Source organism: Mycobacterium sp. pR1184 (assembly GCF_041287235.1).
GTDB lineage: Bacteria > Actinomycetota > Actinomycetes > Mycobacteriales > Mycobacteriaceae > Mycobacterium.
The window spans coordinates 133,852-149,873 of record NZ_JBGGKR010000013.1; the positions used below are offsets into that span (position 1 = coordinate 133,852).

At 67.8% G+C, this 16,022-nt stretch carries 11 protein-coding genes; 7 read left to right on the forward strand and 4 right to left on the reverse strand.

The genetic code is table 11. The features are described 5' to 3' along the window. Position 1: 1 nt before the first annotated feature. From bioD to ACAG21_RS21820, 3 genes are read right to left on the reverse strand one after another with little or no spacing between them, the layout of a single operon-like run. Complete coding sequence (bioD, locus tag ACAG21_RS21810; protein WP_370498349.1) at positions 2 to 694, reverse strand: dethiobiotin synthase; 693 nt, start codon at positions 692 to 694, stop codon at positions 2 to 4. Then, positions 691 to 1,839, reverse strand: coding sequence for an 8-amino-7-oxononanoate synthase (locus ACAG21_RS21815; protein WP_370498350.1), 1,149 nt, complete (start codon positions 1,837 to 1,839; stop codon positions 691 to 693). Before ACAG21_RS21815 ends, bioD begins: the two co-directional genes overlap by 4 nt. A 4-nt stretch (positions 1,840 to 1,843) precedes the next feature. Then, positions 1,844 to 3,160 carry an adenosylmethionine--8-amino-7-oxononanoate transaminase gene (locus tag ACAG21_RS21820; RefSeq protein WP_370498351.1) on the reverse strand — a complete coding sequence of 439 codons (1,317 nt, stop codon included), beginning with the start codon at positions 3,158 to 3,160 and terminating at the stop codon, positions 1,844 to 1,846. Between the two features lie 161 nt (positions 3,161 to 3,321). On the opposite strand from ACAG21_RS21820, the gene ACAG21_RS21825 reads away from it, so the two are divergent. The 7 genes from ACAG21_RS21825 (at position 3,322) to ACAG21_RS21855 (ending at position 14,698) form a co-directional block, all read left to right on the forward strand. After that, complete coding sequence (locus tag ACAG21_RS21825) at positions 3,322 to 3,714, forward strand: hypothetical protein (RefSeq protein WP_370498399.1); 393 nt, start codon at positions 3,322 to 3,324, stop codon at positions 3,712 to 3,714. A 346-nt stretch (positions 3,715 to 4,060) separates the two neighbouring features. Next, entirely contained in the window at positions 4,061 to 4,867 is an 807-nt protein-coding gene (gene ripD, locus ACAG21_RS21830; RefSeq protein ID WP_370498352.1) for an NlpC/P60 family peptidoglycan-binding protein RipD, read from the forward strand. A gap of 102 nt (positions 4,868 to 4,969) precedes the next feature. Next, positions 4,970 to 7,135, forward strand: coding sequence for an acyltransferase family protein (locus ACAG21_RS21835; protein ID WP_370498400.1), 2,166 nt, complete (start codon positions 4,970 to 4,972; stop codon positions 7,133 to 7,135). 103 nt (positions 7,136 to 7,238) lie between these two features. Beyond that, entirely contained in the window at positions 7,239 to 9,386 is a 2,148-nt protein-coding gene (gene glgX / locus ACAG21_RS21840; protein WP_370498402.1) for a glycogen debranching protein GlgX, read from the forward strand. Positions 9,387 to 9,389: 3 nt separating this feature from the next. Further along, positions 9,390 to 11,690 (forward strand): malto-oligosyltrehalose synthase, encoded by a 2,301-nt coding sequence (gene treY / locus ACAG21_RS21845; protein ID WP_370498353.1) that lies wholly within the window; start codon positions 9,390 to 9,392, stop codon positions 11,688 to 11,690. Further along, positions 11,683 to 13,404 carry a malto-oligosyltrehalose trehalohydrolase gene (gene treZ / locus ACAG21_RS21850; RefSeq protein WP_370498354.1) on the forward strand — a complete coding sequence of 574 codons (1,722 nt, stop codon included), beginning with the start codon at positions 11,683 to 11,685 and terminating at the stop codon, positions 13,402 to 13,404. The genes treY and treZ overlap by 8 nt, the downstream gene beginning before the upstream one ends. A gap of 64 nt (positions 13,405 to 13,468) precedes the next feature. Next, positions 13,469 to 14,698 carry a serine hydrolase domain-containing protein gene (locus tag ACAG21_RS21855; protein WP_370498356.1) on the forward strand — a complete coding sequence of 410 codons (1,230 nt, stop codon included), beginning with the start codon at positions 13,469 to 13,471 and terminating at the stop codon, positions 14,696 to 14,698. Here the strand turns inward: ACAG21_RS21855 and ACAG21_RS21860 are convergent. Then, the gene (locus ACAG21_RS21860) at positions 14,695 to 16,014 is read right to left on the reverse strand and encodes an aminotransferase class I/II-fold pyridoxal phosphate-dependent enzyme (RefSeq protein ID WP_370498357.1); all 1,320 of its coding nucleotides are present in this window, start codon (positions 16,012 to 16,014) and stop codon (positions 14,695 to 14,697) included. The genes ACAG21_RS21855 and ACAG21_RS21860 overlap by 4 nt on opposite strands. Between the last annotated feature and the right edge of the window lie 8 nt (positions 16,015 to 16,022).

Here is a 16,022-nt window from a genome sequence, read left to right on the forward strand (position 1 = left end):
TTCAACCAACCACAGCGCTCACCCAGTCACGGTCGAAGGCCGCGGCGCTCATCGTGGCGAAGTCGTCGACGCTCAGCACCCCGGCTCCGGCGGGCAGCGCGGCCCGCACCGGCGCCATCCGCTCCAGGGCACAACGGTTGGACGTCTCCACCAAGCTCGGCTGCGACGGCCAGCTGCCGATCACCAGACCGGCACATGAAAGCCCTTGTCCGGCAAGCGATTCCAGAGTAAGCGCGGTGTGGTTCAGCGTGCCCAGTTCCACGGTGACGGTGACCAGCACCGCGGCACTTAACTCGACGGCGAGGTCGCGCAGGGTGACGCCGCCATGACCCTCCCGTCGGGCGAGTTCGACCAGCAGCCCGCCGGCACCCTCGACCAGGGTGAGCCGGCCAGGGCGGTCCAGGTCGCGGATGAGCCGCAGCATCTGCTCACCGGTGGGCAGCGGCATCCCGGCCTGCTCGGCGGCGGCCACGGGCGCCAGTGGCAGCGGATACCGTGCCAGGCCGGCGGTCTCGGTCACGCCGGACAGCCGCGTCACTTCGGCGAGGTCGTCGTCGCCGGAATCGGTGCCGGTCTGCGCGGGTTTGCACACCGCGACGTCGATCCCGGCCAGCCGCGCGTGGCAGGCCAGCGCCGCGACGGCGATCGTCTTGCCAACCCCCGTTCCGGTACCGGTAACGGCGAGGACGGTCAACGGCGCGCCATGGCAAGGACATCGGTCAGCACCCGCCGGGCGACCTGCAGTTCGCCGGCGTCGAGCGACGCGCGCGCCGTCAGCCGCAGTCGCGACGTCCCGGGGGCCACAGTGGGCGGCCGAAAGCAGCCCACCCGCACCCCGGCGTCCAGGCAGGCGGTTGCGGCGGCCACCGCCACCTCCGGGTCGCCCAAAATAACCGACACCACCGCCGATTCCGGGTTCTCGGACACGCCGCAGATGTCGGCCAACTCGCGGGCGTGGCGCAACACCGCCCCGGGCCGCCAGGGCTCGGTACGCAGCAGGTGCAGTGCGGCCATCGCGGCACCGACGGCAGCCGGAGCCAGACCGGTATCGAAGATGAACGGTCGGGCCGCATCGATCAGGTGAGCGCGCACCTCGGCGGGTCCCAGCACCATGCCGCCCTGGCTGCCGAGCGCCTTGGACAGCGTCGTGGTCATCACCACGTCGGGCGCACCGGCCAGTCCCAGCTCGTGCAGCAGCCCGCGGCCGCCGCCGCGCACCCCGAGACCGTGTGCCTCGTCGACGATCAGCAGCGCGCCGTGGTGGCGGCAGACCTCGTGCAGCTCGCGCAGCGGGGCCAGCACGCCGTCGGCGCTGAAGACCGATTCGGTGATGACGACGGCGCGTTCCTCGTCGCGGGTTCCCAGGGCCGCGTCGACGGCATCCACGTCGCGGTGTGGCGTCACCACGACCCGCGCGCGCGACAACCGGCAGGCGTCCACCAGCGACGCGTGCGATCGCTCCTCGGACACCAGCAGCGAGCCCGGGCCGGAGAGGCCGACGACGGTACCCAGGTTGGCGGTGTATCCGGAGGAGAACAGCAGGCCGGCGGCGGCGCCGACGTAGTCGGCGAGCTCGGCCTCGAACTGCTGGTGCAGTTCGGTGTCGCCGGTGACCAGGCGGGATCCGGTGGCGCCGGCGCCCCAGATCCGCAGTGCCGCGACGCCTCCTTCGATCACGTCGGGGTGCTGCGACAGGCCGAGGTAGTCGTTGGACGCCAGGTCAAGCTCGGTGGCGACCGGCGGGCGCGGCCGCAGCGAGCGGCGCAGTCCGGCCTCGCGGCGCTGCTGTTCCACCGCCTCCAGCCAGGCCAGCGGGGAAACCTCGATCGGTGCCTTCATCGCCTTAGAGATTACGAGAGCCGGTGAGTCGGCTGACCTCGACCATCGCCGAGGTGATCCGGGCGATCTCGTCGGGCCCACAGATGTAGGGCGGCATCGCGTAGATCAGGTTGCGGAACGGGCGCAGCCAGATGCCGTGGTCCAGCGCTGCCGGGGTGGCGACCGCGAGGTCGACCGGGCCGGCGCATTCGATGACGCCGATGGCGCCGCACACCCGCACATCGGTCACACCGGGCAGGTCCCGGGCCGGCTCGAGTCCCGCCGCGAGTCCGGCCGCGATGTCGCCGACGCGCGACCGCCAATCCTGGCCCAGCAGCACCTCGACGCTGGCCACCGAGACCGCACAGGCCAGCGGGTTGGCCATGAACGTCGGGCCGTGCATCAACGCGCCGGCCTGCCCGGAGCTGATCGTGTGCGCGATATCTTGGGTGCACAACGTGGCGGCCAGGCTGAGGTATCCGCCGGTCAGCGCCTTGCCGACGCACATGATGTCCGGGCTGACGCCGGCGTGGTCGGCGGCGAACAGCTCTCCGGTCCGGCCGAACCCGGTGGCGATCTCGTCGAAGATCAGCAGCACGTCGTGGCGGCTGCAGATCTCGCGCAGGTCACGCAGGTAGCGAGGGTCGTGGAAGCGCATGCCGCCGGCGCCCTGGACCACGGGTTCGACGACCACCGCCGCCAACTCGGTCGCGTGGCGGGTCAACTGCTCCTCGAACGCCACGGTGTAGGCGGCGTCGTAATCGCGGGGCACCTGCGGGGCAAACACCTGGTCGGCCAGGATGTCGGTCCACAGCGAATGCATGCCGCCGTCGGGGTCGCAGACGCTCATCGGGGTGAAGGTGTCGCCGTGGTAGCCGCCCCGCCAGGTCATCAGCCGGTGCTTGCGGAATCGACCGCGGCTGCGCCAGTACTGCAGCGCCATTTTGACCGCGACCTCCACCGCTACCGATCCGGAGTCGCTGAAGAACACCGTCTCCAGCCCGGCCGGGGTGATCTCCACCAGCAGCTGGGCGAGCCGGGCCGCCGGTTCGTGGGTCAGCCCGCCGAACATCACGTGGTTCATCGAGCTCAGCTGGGCCGTCAGCGCCGCGTCCAGCACCGGATGACCGTGGCCGTGGATAGCGGTCCACCAGGAACTCATCGCGTCCAGCACGTCGACCGGCTGACCGTCTCTGACCAGCGTCAACCAGGCGCCGCGGGCGCCGATGGCCACCACGGGAGGAATCGCTTCACGGCCGATGGTGCTGTAGGGGTGCCAGAGATGAGCGGCGTCGATCGCGCTGATTTGCTCGGGCGTCAACCCGGATCTCGCCGCAGGCATAGAGACCGAGCGTAAAGCAGCCGGCTCGCACAAAAGCCAACCATCGGGAAGCATCTATCGGCATGGCGTTGCCGTACCCGTTCGAAGACCCGCATCGCGGCGGTCGTCCCGAGTCCCAACAGCAGACCCACGAGGCCGAAGTGCCGGGCGACTTCCGGCCAATGACCTACGGCGACAACGCCTCTGCCGCTAAGCCGCATGTCATTCGGCTGCGGGTAGCCCCCTGGGATCTGGTTGCCACGCTCACCCTGGTGACGCTGCTCGTCGTGCTGGCCACGGCGACGACATGGCCGACGCGGCTCTACGGCTTCCTCGGCGAGGTGTGCTCGGACGAGTCGTGTGGCCTGGTTCCGTTCCAGCTCGACGTGTATATCTACCCGGTGGTCTGGGGCGGGATCGGCGCCGCGATCGCCGCGGCGGGCATCGGCCCGTTCGTCTCCCTGCTGAAGGGCTGGTACATGTCCTTCTGGCCGGTGTTGTCGCTCGCGATCATCATGGTGAGCTCCGTGATCGGCGACGCGCTGACCGTCTTCAGCGCCCGCTACTGGCGCTGATCCCGCACTGCTGCGTCCGCTGGTAGGACGTTGCGGCCGAGCACCGGCCTGAGACCGAAATCACAACTGCCGATAAAGATTTGGGATCGGCAGTCACCATCCGGTCACGGTCGGGCAGCAAATCTTTCGTGGACCTCACCAGCCATGTTCCGGGCGCGATTTCTGTTGTAAAAGTTTCTGTAGTGACTGGTGTGACTCAACGGGCCCAACCGACTGATTCACGTCCCTGCAAAGAGGCGGCGGCCGATCCCCACCCCGGGGGTCGTCGCGAGTCATCGCACGGTGGCCGGGGCGCCCACAGCGCCGCGGCCTTAACCCGACAGAGTTCAGGAAGGCTGGAACTCCAATGAAGCGCATCTACTCGTTTGCCATCGGTCTCGCCATGTTGGCGGCCCCGATGGCGGCCGCCCCGGAGATCGCGGCCGCCGACCCCGGCGCCCGGTCGATGGACTACCAGCAGGCCACCGACGTCGTCGTGATGCGCGGTCTGTCGCAGCGCGGTGTGCCCTTCTCGTGGGCCGGTGGCGGTATCAACGGCCCTTCCCGCGGCACCGGCACCGGCATCAACACCGTCGGCTTCGACGCCTCCGGTCTGATGCAGTACGCCTACGCCGGCGCCGGCATCAGGTTGCCCCGGTCGTCGGGCGCGATCTACCGGGCCGGCCAGAAGGTCCTGCCGCAGCAGGCCCAGAAGGGCGACATGATCTTCTACGGCCCGGAAGGCACGCAAAGCGTCGCGATGTATCTCGGCAACAACCAGATGCTCGAGGTCGGCGATGTCGTGCAGGTCTCGCCGGTGCGTTCGGCCGGTATGACGCCCTATCTGGTCCGCGTTATCGGCGTCCCGCTGCAGCAACTGCCCGCGCAGCCGGCCCCGGCGCAGCAGGTCCCCGGCCAGCAAGTGCCGGGTCAGGCCCCGCTGCAGCAGCCGCCGACCCAGCAGGCACCGTTGCAGCAGCTGCCCGCCCAGCAGGCACCGCTGCAGCAGGCACCGCTGCAGCAACTGCCCACCCAGCAGGCCCCGCTACAGCAGGCACCGCTGCAGCAACTGCCTGCTCAGCAGGTGCCCGCGCCACAGCCGGCGCCCGCCCAGCCGGCGCTGCCGCAACTGCCGAACCTGCAGACGCTGCTGCAGCCGGCGCCTGCGCGGTAATCGCCGCGACCCTTCACCAACGCCACCTGCTCCGCTGAGCAGTCTCGCCGCCAGGCGAGCACTGCGGGGCAGGTGGCGTTTTTGGGTAAATTACTGGTGATCATGCAGACCACACCGCGTCAGACCCCTGCCGCCACGGCGAATCCGGGCAGGTCAGAGGCGCGCCGAACCGTGTCTGCGGGGTTCTACCGCTACGATCTCGACGGCTTGCGCGGCATCGCGATCGCGCTGGTCGCCGTGTTCCACATCTGGTTTGGCCGGGTCTCCGGCGGCGTGGACGTGTTCCTGGCGCTGTCCGGGTTCTTCTTCGGCGGCAAGATCCTGCGGGCCGCGCTCAACCCGGCCGTCTCGCTGTCGCCAGTCGCCGAGATCACCCGGCTGATCCGACGTCTGGTGCCCGCGCTGGTCGTGGTGCTGGCCGCGTGTGCGGTGCTCACCATCCTGGTGCAGCCGCAGACCCGCTGGGAGACCTTCGCCGACCAGAGCCTGGCCAGCCTCGGCTACTACCAGAACTGGGAGCTGGCGAACACCGAGTCGGACTACCTGCGGGCGGGCGAAGCCGTCAGCCCGCTGCAGCACATCTGGTCGATGTCGGTGCAAGGCCAGTTCTACGTCGCCTTCCTGCTGCTGGTCGCGGGCTGCGCGTTCCTGTTCGGCCGCCCGCTCAAGGCCCACCTGCGCACGCTGTTCGTGGTGCTGCTGAGCGCCCTGACGATCGCCTCGTTCAGCTACGCGGTCTTCGCTCACCTCGACGACCAGTCGGTCGCCTATTACGACAGCTTTGCCCGCGGCTGGGAGTTGCTGCTGGGTGCGCTCGTCGGCGCCGTCGTGGCCCGCGTCCGATGGCCGATGTGGCTGCGGACCGTCGCCGCCACCGTCGCGTTGGCCGCCGTCGTGTCCTGCGGGGCCCTGATCGACGGCGTCGACGAGTTTCCGGGCCCGTGGGCCCTGGTACCCGTCGGGGCCACGATGCTGATGATCCTGGCCGGGGCCAACCTGCCCGGCGATGCGGACACCAGCGGGCGCATGCCGCTGCCGAATCGGCTGCTGGCCAGCCGACCCCTGGTCGAGCTGGGCGCCATCGCGTACTCGCTGTACCTCTGGCACTGGCCGCTGCTCATCTTCTGGCTGTCCTACACCGGACACAAACACGCCGACTTCGTCGAAGGCGCGGCCGTGCTGCTGATCTCCGGTGTGCTCGCGTACCTGACCACCCAGCTCGTCGAGGACCCGCTGCGCTACCGCGCGCCGCAGAACTCGGTCGCCGCGCCGGCAGTGCCGTTGTGGTCGCGGTGGCGCCGGCCGACGATGGCGCTGGGTGCGGCGGTGGTGCTGCTGGGCGTCACGCTGACCGCGACGTCGTTCACCTGGCGCCAGCACGTCACCGTCTTGCGGGCCGCGGGCAAGGAACTGTCCGTACTCAACCCGCAGGACTATCCCGGCGCGCGCGCCCTGACCGAACACGTGCGAGTCCCGACGCTGCCGATGCGGCCCAGCGTTCTCGAGGTCAAAAACGACCTGCCGGCCTCCACCCGGGACGGCTGCATCAGTGACTTCGTCAACCCGGCGGTGGTCAACTGCGTCTACGGCGACCTCGCCGCGACCCGGACCATCGCGCTGGCCGGCGGGTCGCACGCCGAGCACTGGCTGCCGGCACTGGATGTGCTCGGACACGCCCATCACTTCAAAGTTGTGACATATCTCAAGATGGGCTGCCCGCTGTCCACCGAACAGGTCCCACTGATCATGGGTAACAACGCGCCCTACCCGCAGTGTCGGGAGTGGGTGCAGGCGACGATGGACAAGCTGGTCTCCGATCGCCCTGACTACGTCTTCACCACCACCACCCGGCCGTGGAACATCAAGAGCGGCGACGTAATGCCCGCGACTTACATCGGGATCTGGCAGACGTTGTCCGACAACAACATTCCGATTCTCGGCATGCGCGACACCCCGTGGCTGGTCAAGAATGGCCAGCCGTTCGATCCCGCCGACTGCCTGGCCAAGAAGGGCGGCAACGCGACGTCGTGCGCGATCAAACGCTCCGACGTGCTGTCCGACCGCAACCAAACCCTGGACTTCGTCGAGCAATTCCCGCTGCTCAAGGTGCTCGACATGTCAGATGCCATCTGCCGCACCGATGTTTGCCGCCCGGTCGAAGGAAACGTGCTGATCTACCACGGCGCTCATCACCTGACCCCCACCTATATGCGAACCCTGGCCCATGCGCTGGGCCTGCAGATCGCGGCTGCCACAGGCTGGTGGTAGCCCGGACAGGACCGTCCGCCGCGGATAAGGTCAAGTGGTGCCGTCAACCAACCCGGCTTCCCGACCGGCCGCAGCATCGGGTGCTGCCACGCCGGACGAGGCCATACCCACGCTCCCCACCGTCTGGCCCGGAGGCGCCTATCCCCTCGGGGCCACCTATGACGGCGCGGGCACTAACTTTTCGCTGTTTTCCGAGATCGCCGAACAGGTCGACTTGTGCCTGATCGACGACCGCGGCAACGAATCGCGGATCCCGCTCGACGAGGTCGACGGATACGTCTGGCACGCCTATCTTCCGAACATCACCCCCGGTCAGCGCTACGGATTTCGGGTGCACGGACCGTTCGATCCGGCGGCCGGCCATCGGTGCGATCCGAGCAAGCTGCTGCTCGACCCCTACGGGAAGTCGTTCGACGGGGATTTCAGCTGGGGACAGGCGCTGTTCTCCTATGACTTGGCGGCCGTCGACCCGAACGGCGACACCGCGGCCACCGGCACTCCCCCGATGATCGACTCCCTGGGCCACACCATGACCAGCGTGGTGATCAACCCGTTCTTCGACTGGGCCTTCGATCGCGCACCGCTGACCCCGTACCACGAGACGGTCATCTACGAGGCCCACGTCAAGGGCCTGACCAAAACCCATCCCGGCATACCCGAGGGACTGCGCGGCACCTATGCCGCGCTGGCCCATCCCGCGATCATCGATCACCTGAAGTCGCTCAACGTCACCGCGCTGGAGCTCATGCCGGTACACCAGTTCATGCACGACGAGCGGCTACTCGACCTCGGGTTGCGAAACTACTGGGGCTACAACACATTCGGGTTCTTCGCCCCGCACTACCAGTACGCATCGAATCGGCAGGCGGGCGGCGCGGTCGCCGAATTCAAGATGATGGTGCGCAGCCTGCACGAAGCCGGCATCGAGGTCATCCTCGACGTGGTCTACAACCACACCGCCGAAGGCAATCACCTGGGGCCGACGATCAATTTCCGCGGCATCGACAACAGCGCCTACTACCGGCTCGTCGACGAGGATCTACGGCTGTACAAGGACTACACCGGCACCGGCAACAGCCTCAACCCGCGCCACCCGCACGTCCTGCAGCTGATCATGGACTCGCTGCGCTATTGGGTGATCGAGATGCACGTCGACGGGTTCCGCTTCGACCTGGCCGCCACCCTGGCCCGCGAGCTGCACGACGTGGACCGATTGAGCGCGTTCTTCGATCTGGTGCAACAGGATCCGATCGTCAGCCAGGTCAAATTGATCGCCGAACCCTGGGATGTCGGCGAAGGCGGTTATCAGGTCGGCAACTTCCCGGGTTTGTGGACCGAGTGGAACGGGAAGTATCGCGATACTGTGCGCGACTACTGGCGGGGCGAGCCCGCAACTCTGGGCGAGTTCGCTTCCCGGCTGACCGGGTCGTCGGACCTGTATGAGTCAAGCAGCCGGCGCCCCAGCGCCAGCATCAACTTCGTCACCGCGCACGACGGGTTCACCCTCAACGACCTGGTCTCCTACAACGAGAAACACAACGAGGCCAACGGCGAGGACAACCGTGACGGGGAAAGCCACAACCGGTCCTGGAACTGCGGGGTCGAGGGTCCCACCGACGACCCCGAGATCACCGAGCTGCGCTGCCGGCAGATGCGCAACTTCTGGGCCACCCTGATGGTCAGCCAGGGCACGCCGATGATCGCGCACGGCGACGAGCTTGGACGTACCCAGCTCGGCAACAACAACGTGTACTGCCAGGATTCCGAATTGGCTTGGATGGACTGGTCTTTGGTGGACAAGAATGCCGACCTGCTGGCCTTTACCCGCAAGGTGACCAAGCTGCGCAGGAAGCACCCGGTGTTCCGTCGGCGCCGCTTCTTCGACGGCGAGCCGATCCGCAGCGGGGACGAAGTCCGCGATATCGCCTGGCTGACGGCAAGTGGCCGGGAAATGACGCACGACGACTGGAACCAGGGTTTGGACAAGTGTGTCGGGGTATTCCTCAACGGTGAGGCGATCACCGCGCCCAATGCCCGGGGGGAACGAGTTGTGGACGATTCATTCCTGTTGTGTTTCAACGCCCACAGCCGCGACGTGGAATTCGTCACGCCGCACGACGACTACGCACAGGAATGGACCGTGGAGCTGGATACCAATCACCCCGCCGGCAAGGCCGATCTGGTTGTTGCTGCCGAAGAAAAGATCACGGTGCCTGGGCGCTCGGTGCTGATCCTGCGAAAGACCGCCTAACACATGCCATTTCCGGTGCGCGCTACCTACCGGTTGCAGTTGCGCGGAGCCTCCAGTGGCAGCGCCTTCACTTTCGCCGACGCCGAAAACCTGCTGGACTACCTCGACGAGCTCGGGGTGTCGCATCTGTATCTGTCCCCGATCCTGACAGCGGTCAGCGGCTCGGGTCACGGATACGACGTCACCGACCCGACGACGGTGTCGCCGGAGCTGGGCGGCGCCGAAGGACTGGCACGTCTGTCGGCCGCGGCGCGGGCGCGCGGCATGGGGCTGATCGTCGACATCGTGCCCAACCACGTCGGCGTCGACCAGCCCCAACAGAATCCGTGGTGGTGGGATGTGTTGCGGCACGGCCGATCGTCGGACTACGCAACGTTTTTCGATATCGACTGGGATCTCGATCCGCACGGCCGCATCGTGCTGCCGGTGTTGGGTTCCGACGACGACGCCGCGGATCTGACCGTCGACGGAGACCTGCTGCGGTTGGGCGACCTGGCACTGCCGATCGCCCCGGGCACCGGCGAGGGCACCGGCCCCGAGGTACACGAGCGCCAGCACTACCGGTTGGTGGGCTGGCGTAACGGCATCGTCGGCTATCGGCGTTTTTTCTCGATCACCTCGCTGGCCGGGCTGCGCCAGGAAGATCGCGCGGTGTTCGACGCCAACCACGCGGAGATCGCCCGCTGGGTTCGCGAAGAACTTGTCGACGGGGTGCGCATCGACCATCCCGACGGATTGACCGATCCCACCGGGTATTTGGCGTGGCTGCGCGAGCTACTCGGACCTACGGCGTGGATCGTGATCGAGAAGATCCTGGCCGTCGACGAGGCGCTGGAACCGACGTTGCCGATCCAGGGCACCACCGGCTACGACGTATTACGGGAAGTCGGTGGGGTTTTCGTCGACCCGGCCGGAGCCCCCGCGCTGACCGAGCTCGTCGAGTCCGCCGGCGTGGACTATGACGGTATCCCACAGCTGCTGGCCGACCTCAAAGTTGAGGTGGCCACCGAGACGCTCGGCAGTGAGCTGGGCAGGCTGCGGCGGGCCATCGCGGCGACCGCCGGGACGGATCACCCGCAGCTGCCGGAGGCGGTGGCCGCACTGCTCACCCACATCGAGCTCTACCGGAGCGACTACCGGGGCCTGAGCGCCGTCCTGCCGACCGCCCTCGCCGAAACCCAAGCCGCGCAACCGGAACTGGGACCGGCACTGCAAGTGCTCACCGCGGCGCTGGCACACGGTGGCGAGCCCGCCGCGCGCCTGCAGCAACTCTGCGGCGCGGTCACCGCCAAGGCCGTCGAAGACTGCTTGTTCTATCGCGACGCCCGGCTGGTCTCGCTCAACGAGGTGGGCGGCGAACCACATCGGTTTGGCGTCGGCGCCGCGGAATTCCACCAGAGTGCGGCCAGCCGCGCCCGGCTGTGGCCGCAGGCGATGACCACGTTGACCACCCACGACACCAAACGCGGCGAGGATGTGCGGGCCCGCATCGGCGTGCTGTCCCAGGTGCCTTCGCTGTGGGCGGAGTTCGTCGCCCGTTGGGAAACCGAGACCCCCTCCCCCGATGCCGCGACCGGACAGTTCCTGTGGCAGAACATCTTCGGCGTGTGGCCACTTCGCGGCGAAGTCACCGCGCAGCTGCGCGACCGGTTGCACGGATACGCCGAGAAGGCCATCCGGGAAGCGGCGCTGCACACCTCGTGGAACGAACCGGACTCCGAGTTCGAGGATGCTGTGCACGGATGGCTAGACGCCGTGCTGGACGGACCGGTAGCGGGCCAACTGACCGAGCTTGTCGCCCAACTCAATCCACACGCCGCCAGTGATGCGCTGGGCCAGAAGCTACTCGCGCTGACGGTGCCCGGCATCCCCGACATCTACCAGGGCACCGAGCTCTGGGACGACAGTCTGGTCGATCCCGACAACCGCCGGCCTGTCGACTATGCCGCGCGCAGAGCCGCTCTCGGCGAGTTGCAGCACCCCAAGCTGCGCGTGGTCACCACCGCACTGCGGGTGCGCCGTTCTCATCCGGAGACCTTTCGGCACGGCGGTTACTTTCCGGTGCTCGCCGACGGTGATGCCAGTGAGCACGTGCTGGCCTTCACCCGGGGCGACGACATCGTGGTCGCGGTGACTCGCTGGACGGTGCGCCTGACCGAAACGGGTTGGGGCAATACCGTTCTGGCATTGCCCGCCGGCACCTGGAAAGACACACTCACCGGCGCCGTCGCCGACGGTCCGACGTCGGCCGCCCAGCTGTTCGCAGACCTGCCCGTCGTCTTATTGGAGCGCCACCATGGCTGATTTCCGGGTCTGGGCCCCCAAGCCCGCACAGGTACGCCTCGACGTCGACGGCGCGGTGCACGCGATGACGCGCACGCAAGACGGCTGGTGGCACGCGACTGTCGACGCACCGCCGGATGCCCGCTACGGCTTCCTGCTCGACGACGACCCCAAGGTGCTGCCCGACCCGCGATCACCGCGCCAACCCGACGGCGTGCACGAGCGTTCACAACTGTGGGAGCCGAGCCACCCGTGGACGGACGGCGACTGGGCGGGCCGGTCGGTCGAAGGTGCGGTGATCTACGAGCTGCACATCGGCACCTTCACCGTGGCGGGTACCTTCGACGCCGCGATCGAAAAGCTGGACTACCTGGTCGATCTCGGGATCGATTTCGTCGAGCTGATGCCGGTCAACTCGTTCGCCGGAACCCACGGCTGGGGATACGACGGCGTGCTGTGGTACAGCGTGCACGAACCCTACGGCGGCCCGGACGGTTTGGTCCGATTCGTCGACGCCTGCCACGCACGAGGTTTGGGCGTGTTGATCGACGCGGTGTTCAACCACTTCGGCCCGTCGGGAAATTACCTACCGCGGTTCGGCCCGTACCTGTCCTCGGGAAGCAACCCGTGGGGCGAGGGCGTCAACATCGCCGACGCTGACTCCGACGAGGTACGCCGCTACATCATCGGCTGCGCGCTGCGGTGGATGCGCGACTTTCACGCCGACGGACTGCGGCTGGACGCGGTGCACGCGTTGGTGGACACCACGGCCGTCCACATCCTCGAAGAGATGGCGAGCGAAACCGATTGGCTGTCACAACAAGTGGGCCGACCGCTGTCGCTGGTCGCCGAAAGCGACATGAACGATCCGCGGCTGATCACCCCGCGTGATCACTACGGCTACGGGATCACCGCGCAGTGGGACGATGACATCCACCACGCCATCCACACCGCGGTGTCGGGCGAACGCCAGGGCTACTACGCGGACTTCGGTTCACTGGCCACGCTCGCCGACACCCTGCGCGGGGGCTTCTTTCACGCCGGCACCTATTCCTCATTCCGCCGGCGTCGGCACGGCCGGCCGCTGGACACCAAAGCCATCCCGGCGAGCCGGTTACTCGCCTATACCTGCACGCACGATCAGGTCGGCAATCGCGCACTCGGCGACCGGCCATCGGCACACCTCACCGGTGGCCAGTTGGCGATCAAGGCCGCCCTGGTTCTCGGATCGCCCTACACTGCAATGCTTTTCATGGGCGAGGAGTGGGGAGCATCGACGCCGTTTCAGTTCTTCAGCTCGCATCCCGAACCGGAGCTGGCCAAGGCGACCGTCGAGGGCCGCAAGGCCGAATTCGCCGAGCACGGCTGGGACGCCGACGAAATCCCCGACCCGCAGGACCCGCAGACCTTCCAGCGCTCCAAGTTGAACTGGGGTGAGGTCGATGCCGGCGAACACGCACGGCTGCTCGCGTTCTATCGGGATCTGATCGCCTTGCGGCACAACGATCCCGACCTGGGCGATCCCTGGCTGGAGCACCTCACCGTCGACTACGACGAGGAACAGCGCTGGATCACGTTGTCGCGCGGGCAGTTACGCATCGCGTGCAACCTCGGCGACCAACCGGTGACGGTACCGGCCGCGGGCGATGTCGTCCTGGCGTGGGGTGAGCCGACCGCCGGCGATGGCGCAACCGTGCTTCAAGCGCATTCGGTCGCGATCCTGCGGCACGGGTAAGACCTTCCGAACCCTGCTCGGCTAGCGCTAACATCACCGCACCGACGACTGCAACGGAGCAGAGATGGCGCAAAAGGTGCAGATTCCGCCCGATCTGATCGGCGGCGACGTCGACGAGGGATACGGCAAGGTCGCCGATGCCTTCCGGCGCAACCTCAGCAGCGGTCAGGAGATCGGCGCCGCGGTCGCGGTCTATCGGGACGGACAGAAGGTCGTCGACCTGTGGGGTGGCTATCGCAACGGCGCCACCCGGGCGCCGTGGCAAGAAGACACCCTGGTCAACGTCTTCTCGACCACCAAAGGCATTGCCTCCCTCGCCGTTGCAGTGGCGGTCTCGCGGGGCCACCTCTGCTACGACACCAAGGTCGCCGACTACTGGCCGGAGTTCGCCCAGGCCGGCAAAGAGTCGGTCACGGTTCGCCAGCTGCTGGCGCATCAGTCCGGATTGCCGGTCGTCAAGCCGCCGCTGACGTTGCAGGAATTGGCCGATCTGCCGAAGATGTCCGCCAAGCTCGCGGCGCAGGTGCCGGCGTGGACGCCCGGCACGCGACACGGCTACCACGGCATCACGCTCGGCTGGTACGAAGGCGAGCTGATCCGTCGCACCGACCCCGCCGGGCGGACGCTGGGCCGGTTCTTCGCCGACGAGATCGCCGGCCCGTTGGGGCTGGATCTCTATATCGGGCTGCCGGAATCGGTGGACCGCGCCCGCGTGGCGCACCTGGATGCCTGGTCGTTCCCGCAGCTGTTGCTGCATCTGAACACGATGCCGCGGCGTTTCGTGCTGGCGTTGTTCAACCCGTTCGAACTCGCGGCTGCGTCGCTGACGGTCGCCGAAGGCATCCAAGGCCTCGGAATGTTCAATCGTGACGAGCTGCGCGTGGTCGAGATGCCCGCGGTCAACGGCACCGGCACCGCGCGCTCGATCGCCAAGCTGTACGGCAGCGCCGCCACCGGTTCACCCCAGCTCGGGCTGACGGCCGCCACCCTGGACGCCCTGCACAAGCCGGCGCTGCCACCGACAAAGGGACTGCGCGACAAGGTGTTACACGTCGACACCACGTTCTCGCTCGGCTTCAACAAACCCATCCCGATGTGCGTCTTCGGCTCGTCCGAAAACGCCTTCGGGACGCCGGGGGCGGGCGGCTCGTTTGGCTTCGCCGATCCCGACACCGGCATCGGATACGGCTACGTGATGAACAGACTGGGATTCCACTTGATGAGTGATCCGCGCGAACTCGCCCTGCGCAACGCGCTGTTCCACGAAACCCTGGGCACCAGGCGGCAGGTCTAGGCGCTGGAACGGCCGGTGGTGCGCATCGACTCGGCGATGCACTCCGCCAGCGAATCGATCTCGGCGTCTGCCAAATCGGCGATGGTGACCCGGATTCCGGCCGGGGCGCCGATCCGGAACCGCGAGCCGGGAGCGGCCGCCCAACCCGAATTCATCAGCCGGGTAATGGCGACCGTCTCGTCGGGCACCGGTATCCACACATTGAGCCCGGAGCGGCCGTGCGCGGTGATCCCACGATCGGCCAGCGCGGCACACAGCCGGGTGCGGTTGTCGGTGTAGCGCTGCTCGGCGTCGTGGATCAGACGCTCGGCGACGTCGTCGGACCACAACCGCACCGCAAGATCCTGCAGTAGATGACTCACCCATCCCGGCCCCAGCCGCAGTCGTCCGTGCACGCGCTCGACGGTGCGCTGATCCCCGGCAAGGACGGCCACCCGCAGATCGGGGCCATACGCCTTCGACGCCGACCGCACGAATGCCCAGTGATCGCTCGATCCGGCCAGCGAATGCAGCGGCACACCGGAAATGCCGGCGCAATGGTCATCCTCGACCACCAGAACGTCGCGGCCACGCAAAAGCGCGCGCAGCTCCCCGGCGCGCTGCGCGGACAGCGCCGCACCGGTCGGGTTCTGTGCACGCGTGGTGACGACCAGCGCACGCACCCCGCGGCTCAGCGCCTGCCCGACGTCGGCAACCAATGGACCGTCGTCGTCCACCCGTACCGGCTCAACCGAAAGTCCCAGCGCGCCAATCAGATCCAGCAAGTTGGCCCAGCCCGGATCCTCGACGGCTATCCGGTCGCCGGGACGCAGATGCGCGGTGAGTGCCCGCTCGATGCCGTCCAGCGCCCCGCTGGTCACCGCGAGATGGTCGGCCGCAACGCCGTCGGCACTCAGCGCGGCACGGGCGGAGTCGACCAGCTCCGGTGCCATGGCCGGCTCGCCGTACAGTACCGGGTGCTCCCGCGAATTATCAAGTGGCACAGCGGCAATGGGCAACAACGCGGGATCCGGGTTGCCGGTGGACAAGTCGCGCACGCCGGCCGGGATGTCCAGGCCGGCCAGCGACCGCGGAGTCGTGGCAGGACGGTGCCGCACCCGGGTGCCGCGCCGGCCCGACGTTTCGACAGCGCCGCGATCGCGCAGCAGACGGTAGGCGGCGGCGGCCGTGTTCGGGTTCACACCGAGTCGGGCGGCCAGTTCGCGCACCGGGGGCAACGAGTCGCCGGGCGTCAGGGCGCCGCTGGAGATTCCCTGTTCGATGTTGGCGGCTATGGACTCCGCTCCCGTCCCCGCTATGCTGTATTGCACTGGCACAGTTAAGA

Coding starts and splice junctions, on each gene's coding strand:
- ACAG21_RS21815 (WP_370498350.1), bottom strand. CDS start 1,839: ATGAAGGCACCGATCGAGGTTTCCCCGCTGGCCTGGCTGGAGGCGGTG.
- ACAG21_RS21820 (WP_370498351.1), bottom strand. CDS start 3,160: ATGCCTGCGGCGAGATCCGGGTTGACGCCCGAGCAAATCAGCGCGATC.
- ACAG21_RS21825 (WP_370498399.1), top strand. CDS start 3,322: ATGACCTACGGCGACAACGCCTCTGCCGCTAAGCCGCATGTCATTCGG.
- ripD (WP_370498352.1), top strand. CDS start 4,061: ATGAAGCGCATCTACTCGTTTGCCATCGGTCTCGCCATGTTGGCGGCC.
- ACAG21_RS21835 (WP_370498400.1), top strand. CDS start 4,970: ATGCAGACCACACCGCGTCAGACCCCTGCCGCCACGGCGAATCCGGGC.
- treY (WP_370498353.1), top strand. CDS start 9,390: ATGCCATTTCCGGTGCGCGCTACCTACCGGTTGCAGTTGCGCGGAGCC.
- treZ (WP_370498354.1), top strand. CDS start 11,683: ATGGCTGATTTCCGGGTCTGGGCCCCCAAGCCCGCACAGGTACGCCTC.
- ACAG21_RS21855 (WP_370498356.1), top strand. CDS start 13,469: ATGGCGCAAAAGGTGCAGATTCCGCCCGATCTGATCGGCGGCGACGTC.